Below are 6,873 nucleotides of genomic sequence, written 5' to 3' on the forward strand. Positions count from 1 at the left end.
CGGTTGCCCGCTGCATCGTATTCGTAGACGGCCTGGAAGCCCTCGCGATCCGTAACGCCCGCCAGGCGGCGCAACGGGTCGTAGGTGTAGCGCTCCACGACCACCGGCGGGTTGCGCCAGCCGTAGGTGGCGGTCATCACCGTGCGCAGGCCCACGCGGTTCACCTCGTAGGCGAAAGCGGCGATGAGGGTGCCGTCCAGGCGGCGGCTGGTCAGGGAGAGGAGCCGGTTGGCCCGATCATAGGCCGCCTCGGTCACAGTGCCGTTGGGGTTGACCTGCCGCACCAAGTTGCCCACCCCGTCCCGCTGGTAGAGGGGGGTCTGCCCATAGGGGTCGGTGACGCTGCGGAGCCAGTTGTTGGCGTAGTAGCCGTAGGTCACCGTCCCCGTCACCGGATAGGTGACCGCCGTCCGGTTGCCCACAGCGTTGTAGCCGCAGCGCAGGGTCCGGCCCAGGCTGTCGGTGACGGCCACCACCCGGTTCAGCGGGTCGTAGACCCACCGGCTCACCCCCAGGGTGTCCGTCATCACCGTCCGGTTGTGGTGGGCGTCGTAAGCGTATTCCACCGCCGTGCCATTGTCGTAGGTCACCCGCACCAGGAGGCCATCGGCGTTGTAGGTGTAGGCCGTGACGCGGCCGTTGGGATCGGTGCAGCCGATGGATACGCCAACGGTTCTGGGAGAGGCAAGCCTCCTGGCGAGCCCACGGGGCGCTTGGAACGGGGGAAAGGCAGGAGGGCAAGGCGGTAGCCTTGCCCTCCTGAGCGATCCTCTCTTCTATCTTCTAGCGTCCCGCTAAGAGCCTATCTGAATAACCTTCCCCTTCGGAAGTGTTTGCGATTTCTTCTCCCCTCTCCCCACCGCCCTTCGGGCGGTGGGGAGAGGGGAGAAAGGGGAGGGGTCCAGCCTTCCGCTACGGCCGTTCCTGCGCCGCCTCTAGAAGGGGCTTTGGGAGGGCCGGACGGGGCGGTTCACCACATCTCGAAGATCCCGGCCGCCCCCATGCCGCCGCCGATGCACATGGTGACCATTCCATAGCGGCCACCCCGACGGCGCAGTTCGTTGAGGATCTGGACGGTGAGCTTGGCCCCAGTGCAGCCTAAGGGATGCCCCAAGGCGATGGCCCCGCCGTTCACGTTGACTCGCTCGGGATCCATCTCCAGCTGCCGGATCACCGCCAGGGCCTGGGCGGCGAACGCCTCGTTGAGCTCGATGAGGTCCATGTCCTCCAGCCGCAGCCCGGCCATCCGCAGGGCCTTCGGGATGGCCTCCACCGGTCCGATGCCGAAGAGATCCGGCGGCACCCCGGCGACCGCGAAGGAGACGAAGCGGGCGATGGGCTGCAGGCCCAGGGATTCCGCCCGTTCCCGGGCCATCACCACCACGGCGGCGGCGCCATCGCTCATCTGAGAGGCGTTCCCCGCCGTGACCACGCCGCCGTTCTTGAAGGCGGGCGGAAGCCGCGAGAGGGCCTCCATGGAGGTGTCCCGCCGTGGCCCTTCGTCGGTGTCGAAGAGGACTTTCCGCCGCACCACCTGGCCATCCTCCGCCGGCTCGACCACTTCCACCTCCAGCGGGACGATCTCTTGCTTAAATTTCCCAGCGTCGATCGCGGCGATGGCCCGCTGGTGGCTGCGCAGGGAAAAGGCGTCCGCCTCCTCTCGGGAGATGCCGAACTTCTCCGCCAGCCGTTCCGTTCCCAGCCCCATGCTGATGAATACCTCGGGCCACGCCGTCGCCAGCTCCGGATCGGGCCGCAGGGTGAAGCCGGTCATCGGCACCAGGGACATCGATTCCACCCCGCCGGCGATGATGATGTCGGCCCCGCCGGTCATGATCCGCTCGGCGGCCAGGGCGATGGCCTGGAGCCCGGAGGAGCAGAACCGGTTGATGGTCATCGCCGGGACGCTGGTGGGAAGCCCGGCCTTGAGGGCGGCGATGCGAGCGATGTTGAGCCCCTGGTGGCCTTCGGGCATAGCGCAGCCCAGGATGACATCGTCCACCATCCCCGGCTCCACCCCAGGGGCCCGCCGCAGCGCCTCCGCGATCACGGTCGCCGCCAGGGCCTCCGGACGGGTGGTCCGAAGGGTTCCTTTCTTTGCTTTCCCCACTGCCGTTCGCACGCCGGAGACGATCACCGCCTCGCGCATGGGAAGCCTCCTGATGAGAATGAAAGGGCATGCGGAACCCGTGTCTCGGCAATCCATCGAGGGATTTGTAGGGGCAGCCCCCTGTGGCTGCCCTTATTACGTTGGAGGTGGGCACAGGGGACCGCCTGTGGGGGCAGGCACAGGGGCCTGCCCCTACGATGATTAATTCCTCAGGATCTTCCCGGTCTGCAGGAAATGCCAGATCCGCTCCTGGGTCTTGGGCTCCCCGCACAGCGAGAGGAAGGCCTCTCGCTCCAGGTCCAGGAAGTGTTCTTCGTCCACCCATATGGGCTCTGGGTGATCGCCGCCACAGAGCACGTAGGCCAGTTTCTCCCCGATCTTCGCGTCGTGCTCGCTGATGTAGCGGGCCTCCCGCATCTGCCAGACGGCGATCCGCAGGGTGGCCAGGAGATCCCGCCCGGCTGCATACAGTTTGGTCTTCAACGGCGGCCGGTAGCCGGATTCCGCCAGCCGCAGCACCTCCCGCTTGGCTTCGTAAAGCAGGAAGTCCGGGTTCATCACGATGCGGTCCGCATCGCTCAAGAATCCCATAGCCCGCCCCTCCTCAGCGCTGGTGGCCACCTTCGCCATCCCGATGGTCTCGAAGATCCGCCGGAGGAAGGGCAGGGGATCCGTGTTCTCGGTTTGCATCGCCGGGGTCAGCACCCGGCGGATCATCTCCTTGCAGCCCCCGCCGGCCGGGATCAGGCCTACCCCCACCTCCACCAGGCCGATGTAGGTCTCGGCGGAAGCCACCATGCGGGCGCCGTGCATGGCCACCTCCGCGCCGCCGCCTAAGGTCATCCCGAAGGGAGCGGTGACGATGGGTTTGTGGAAATAGCGCATGGTCATCATCAGGTTCTGCATGGTGCGGACGGCCTGCTCGATTGCATCGAACATCCCCTGCTGGGCGGACATGGCGATGAGGAACACATTGGCGCCGGCGCAGAAGTGCTCTCCCTGGTTGCCGATGACCATCCCGACCCAATCCTCGCGGTCCAGTCGCTCCAGCGCCCGCTGCATCATCGCGAAGATGTCGGGGTCGAGGGCGTTGGCCCGGGTATGGAACTCCAGGCCGAGGACGCCATCGCCCAGGTCGATGAGGCTGGCGCTGGGGTTACGCTCCAGCGCCCGGCCTTCGCTTTTGAGGTCCTTGAGGACGATGGCCATCGGATGGGGGACCAGGCTTCGGTAAGTTCCCGTCCGGAAGTCGTAATACGCGACCGCGCGGCCGTTCTCATACCGATAGAACGTCCGGTTCCCGGCGGCCAGGAACGCTTTCACCCATTCCGCCACTGGCCAGCCCCGCGCCTCGATGCGCGCCACTGTCTCGGCCACGCCCAGGGCATCCCAGGTCTCGAAGGGGCCCAGCTCGTAGTTGAAGCCCCAGCGGATGGCCTGATCGATGGCGACGATGTCCTCCGCCACCTCCGGTGCCACATAGGCGGCATACGCCAGATAGAAATCCAGCACATCCCGCACGAGCTGGCCCGCCCGGTCCTCCTGAGCGACCAGGAAGCGTAGGCGTTCCTTCAGCTCTTCCATCTTCAACGCCTTCCCCACCGAATCCCACCGTGGCTTCTTCGGCGGCTCATACTCCAGGGTTTCCAGGTTCAGGGGCCAATATTCCGCCCCTCCCGGGGTCTCCACCTTCTTGTAGAAACCCTGGCCCGCCTTGTTGCCCAGCCAACCCCGCTCGATCATGGTCGCCATCACCCGGTTCATCGGGGAATCCTTCACCAGCGCGACGAAGGGATCGTGGGCCAAGGCGGCCATGCTGTGCTGCCCCACGTAGGCCGCCACATCTAGGCCCACCAGATCCAGCAACCGGAAGGTCGCCGTCTTGGGCCGCCCGATCAGGGGACCGGTGAGGGCGTCGACCTCCTCCACGGTATAGCCGTGCTGGAGCGTATATTGATTGGCGAAGGCACCGGCGATGAAGCCGATGCGGTTGGCGATGAAATTGGGGGTGTCCTTCGCCCGGACCACCCGCTTGCCCAGGCGGACCTCCAGGATGCGCTGCAGGGCGTCGAGGACTTCCGGCTTCGTGGCCGGGCCGGGGATCAATTCCACCAGCTTGAGATAGCGGGGCGGGTTGAAGAAGTGGGTGCCGGCGAAGTGGGCCAGGAACTCCGGGGATCGGCCGGCGCCGATCTCCCGGAGCGGAAGCCCCGAGGTGTTGGTGGTCACAATGGCCCCCGGCTGGCGGACCGCCTCGATGCGGGCCATCACCTGTTGTTTGATCGCCAGATCTTCCACCACCGCCTCGATGATCCAATCCGCCTCCCGGAGTCGCTCCCAGTGATCTTCCGTGTTCCCGATTCGAATCTGCCGCGCCCGGTCTTCCACGAAGAAAGCCGCCGGCTTCGCTTTCCTGGCCCGTTCCAGACCGGCCTGGACGATGCGGTTACGCACCGCCGGGTGATCCAGGGTCAGGCCTTTCGCCTCCTCCTCCGGCGTCAGGGATTTCGGCGGGATGTCCAGAAGGTCCACCGCGAATCCCGCATTCGCCAGATGGGCTGCGATCGCCGCGCCCATCGTCCCCGCGCCGATCACTGCCACCCGCCGAATCGTGTAGCCCATCGGAAGCCTCCCGAAGGACGATGTGGGATTTTTCGGATTTCCGTCTGCTTGTGCGAACGGGTTCCCCGTTCGTAGATCGCGTCTCGCGTCGTCGTTTGGGGGAGGCGGGCCGTCCGCGAATAGAAGCACGAATATACGAATACGGGGCCCCAGGACCTGGGGATCGAGGGGCCGGCATCTCCCGCCTCCATACGCCGGATCGTTCGTGGATTCGCGCTCGCCAGCGGCTAAGGGGGCTTAAGGCCCCGGGCATGATCGTCGTCTCACGGTTCGCGGATTCGCCCTCCTCGGCCGAAGCGGTTCAGGGTCCCATGCGTTCCCATCGCTTTGTTGTTCGTGCCTTCGCGCCCACCTGGGGCCTCAACCCCATTGACCCCAGACCCAATCACCCCCCCTCATTCGTGTATTCGTGCCCCCTTCGTGGACAGCCCCTCCAGCCACCGCCGGATCACCTGCGCGGTTTCTTCCGGCCGCTCCATCGGGAAAAGATGACCGCCTGGGATCACCTCGAACTGGGCATCCGGTTTGAAGCGGCGGAAGCGCGCTTCCGAACCTGCGGTGAAGGTGTCCGTCGTGGCCCCTCGTAGCACCAGCGTGGGCACGCGGAGCTGGGAGACGAAGCGCCATGCGTCGTGAGGAACACTGACGAAGATGTGGACCTCCCACTCGGGGGGATAGGCCAGCATCACCTGCCCGTTCCGGGATGGGCGCAGGCCTTCCTCCAGATAGCCCGCGAAGGCGTCCGGATGCCAGGCCGCGAACAGCGGGCGGGATCGAAGATAAGCCGCAGCGGCTTCGCGATCCGGCCAGGCCCGGCGTCGCCGGCGGGCGCGTCGGGCGAGCGGATGCAGCCGGGGCCCCAGGCCCAGCGCGCGAAAGACCCGGAAGAGGGTCAGGATCTTCGGATCCATTAACACAGGATCCATCAGGACGACGGCCCGGAAGAGATCCGGGCGCCGCGCGGCGGCAACCATGGTGATCACGCCGCCCATCGAGTGGCCGATCCCGATGACCTCTCGCCAGCCCAGCGCCTCAAAGGCCTGGATCAGATCTTCGGCCAGGGTATACCAGGTGACCCGGCGATCGGGGCCTTTGTCCTCCGGCCAGAGGGGGCGGGGCAGCAGGCTCACGCCATGGCCGACCGGCCTCAGGGATTCCATCAGGGGCCGATAGCAAGCGGGGGGGAAGCCGTTCGCCACCGCCAGATGAAGAAGCGGTCCCTCCCCGCCGAAGTCTCGGATCCGCCCCGTCCAGCTCACCCCAGCACCTCCTCCGCGAACGCCCGTGCCAAGCGATCCCGCTCTGGGTGATATCCCACCACGATCGTGTAATGCGTCGTGCCGGGCACCTCCACGATCCGCACCTGGGGAACCACCTCCCGGAGCAGGCGTTCTTCTTCCTCGGTGAAGAACCGATCATGAGGCCCGAGGGCTCCCACCGGCGCCTTCAGCAGGAGGACCGGGCACCGGATCCGTCCGGCGTAAGCGCGAAGCCGTTCGTTCCAGATCGCTCCCAGCTCCATCGCCTCCAGGGCTCCCAGCCGGGAAGGGAACTTCACCCGCACCCGGCCGTCCGGCTCCCGGATCAGGCCGGCTTCGAGGACGGGCATCAGGCGCTCATCGAAGGGCTGCAGGAAGGGCATGGCGCGAACCAGCTCCCGAAACGCCTCGAGGGAGGGCAGCTCCTCCAGCCGGGCGTTCAGCACCTGATTCAGGGATTCTGAAAAGGCCCGGGAAGGAAGCGGGCCGCCGTCGAACAGGAGTAGCCCGCGAGCCAGATCCGGGCGCTCGGCGGCGAGGGCCAGGGCCAGCATCGCGCCCAGGGAGTGGCCCATCAGCAGCGCTCCCTCCGGAGCAAGGGCGTCCAGCACCGCGGCGATGTCGCGCAGATGGGCTTGCAGGCCGTAGGCCCGTTCATCCGCGGGCTGCTCGCTTTCCCCCCGGCCCCGCAGATCCATGCTCAGCACCCGGTATGGCGGGTGGAGGGCCGGGATCAGGGGAAGAAAGGTCTCTGCGTAACCCGTTAAGCCGTGCAGGGCCAGGATCGTTCCTTTCTCCCCCGGCCACTCTAAAACGCGGAGCCGAACGTCGCTGAGGATCCAGTGCGTTCGTGGTTCCATATGCGCCTGCCCTGCCCTCGCA

Annotated in this window: 4 protein-coding genes and 2 pseudogenes; all 6 read right to left on the reverse strand. The window is 66.6% G+C overall.

Going from position 1 to position 6,873, the window contains the following annotated elements; all coding sequences use genetic code 11:
* A pseudogene (locus NZM16_RS09225) lies at positions 1-596 on the reverse strand (hypothetical protein); the annotation flags it as partial.
* Positions 597-605: 9 nt separating this feature from the next.
* Positions 606-659: pseudogene (locus NZM16_RS14055) on the reverse strand (hypothetical protein); the annotation flags it as partial.
* A 311-nt stretch (positions 660-970) separates the two neighbouring features.
* Entirely contained in the window at positions 971-2,149 is a 1,179-nt protein-coding gene (locus NZM16_RS09230) for an acetyl-CoA C-acyltransferase (RefSeq protein ID WP_295480066.1), read from the reverse strand.
* 162 nt (positions 2,150-2,311) lie between these two features.
* Positions 2,312-4,732, reverse strand: coding sequence for a 3-hydroxyacyl-CoA dehydrogenase/enoyl-CoA hydratase family protein (locus NZM16_RS09235; protein WP_295480068.1), 2,421 nt, complete (start codon positions 4,730-4,732; stop codon positions 2,312-2,314).
* Between the two features lie 395 nt (positions 4,733-5,127).
* Positions 5,128-5,991: an alpha/beta hydrolase gene (locus NZM16_RS09240; protein ID WP_295453274.1), complete on the reverse strand. Its 864-nt coding sequence runs from the start codon at positions 5,989-5,991 to the stop codon at positions 5,128-5,130.
* Positions 5,988-6,873 (reverse strand): alpha/beta hydrolase (locus NZM16_RS09245; protein ID WP_295480070.1); only part of this gene is annotated, 886 nt, incomplete at its 5' end. The genes NZM16_RS09245 and NZM16_RS09240, both read right to left, overlap by 4 nt.

Source organism: Thermoflexus sp., from assembly GCF_025055495.1.
In the GTDB taxonomy this organism is placed as follows: Bacteria; Chloroflexota; Anaerolineae; order Thermoflexales; family Thermoflexaceae; genus Thermoflexus.

Excerpts from the sequence above, each read along its gene's own strand:
- NZM16_RS09235 (WP_295480068.1), bottom strand. The coding sequence starts at position 4,732 with ATGGGCTACACGATTCGGCGGGTGGCAGTGATCGGCGCGGGGACGATG.
- NZM16_RS09230 (WP_295480066.1), bottom strand. The coding sequence starts at position 2,149 with ATGCGCGAGGCGGTGATCGTCTCCGGCGTGCGAACGGCAGTGGGGAAA.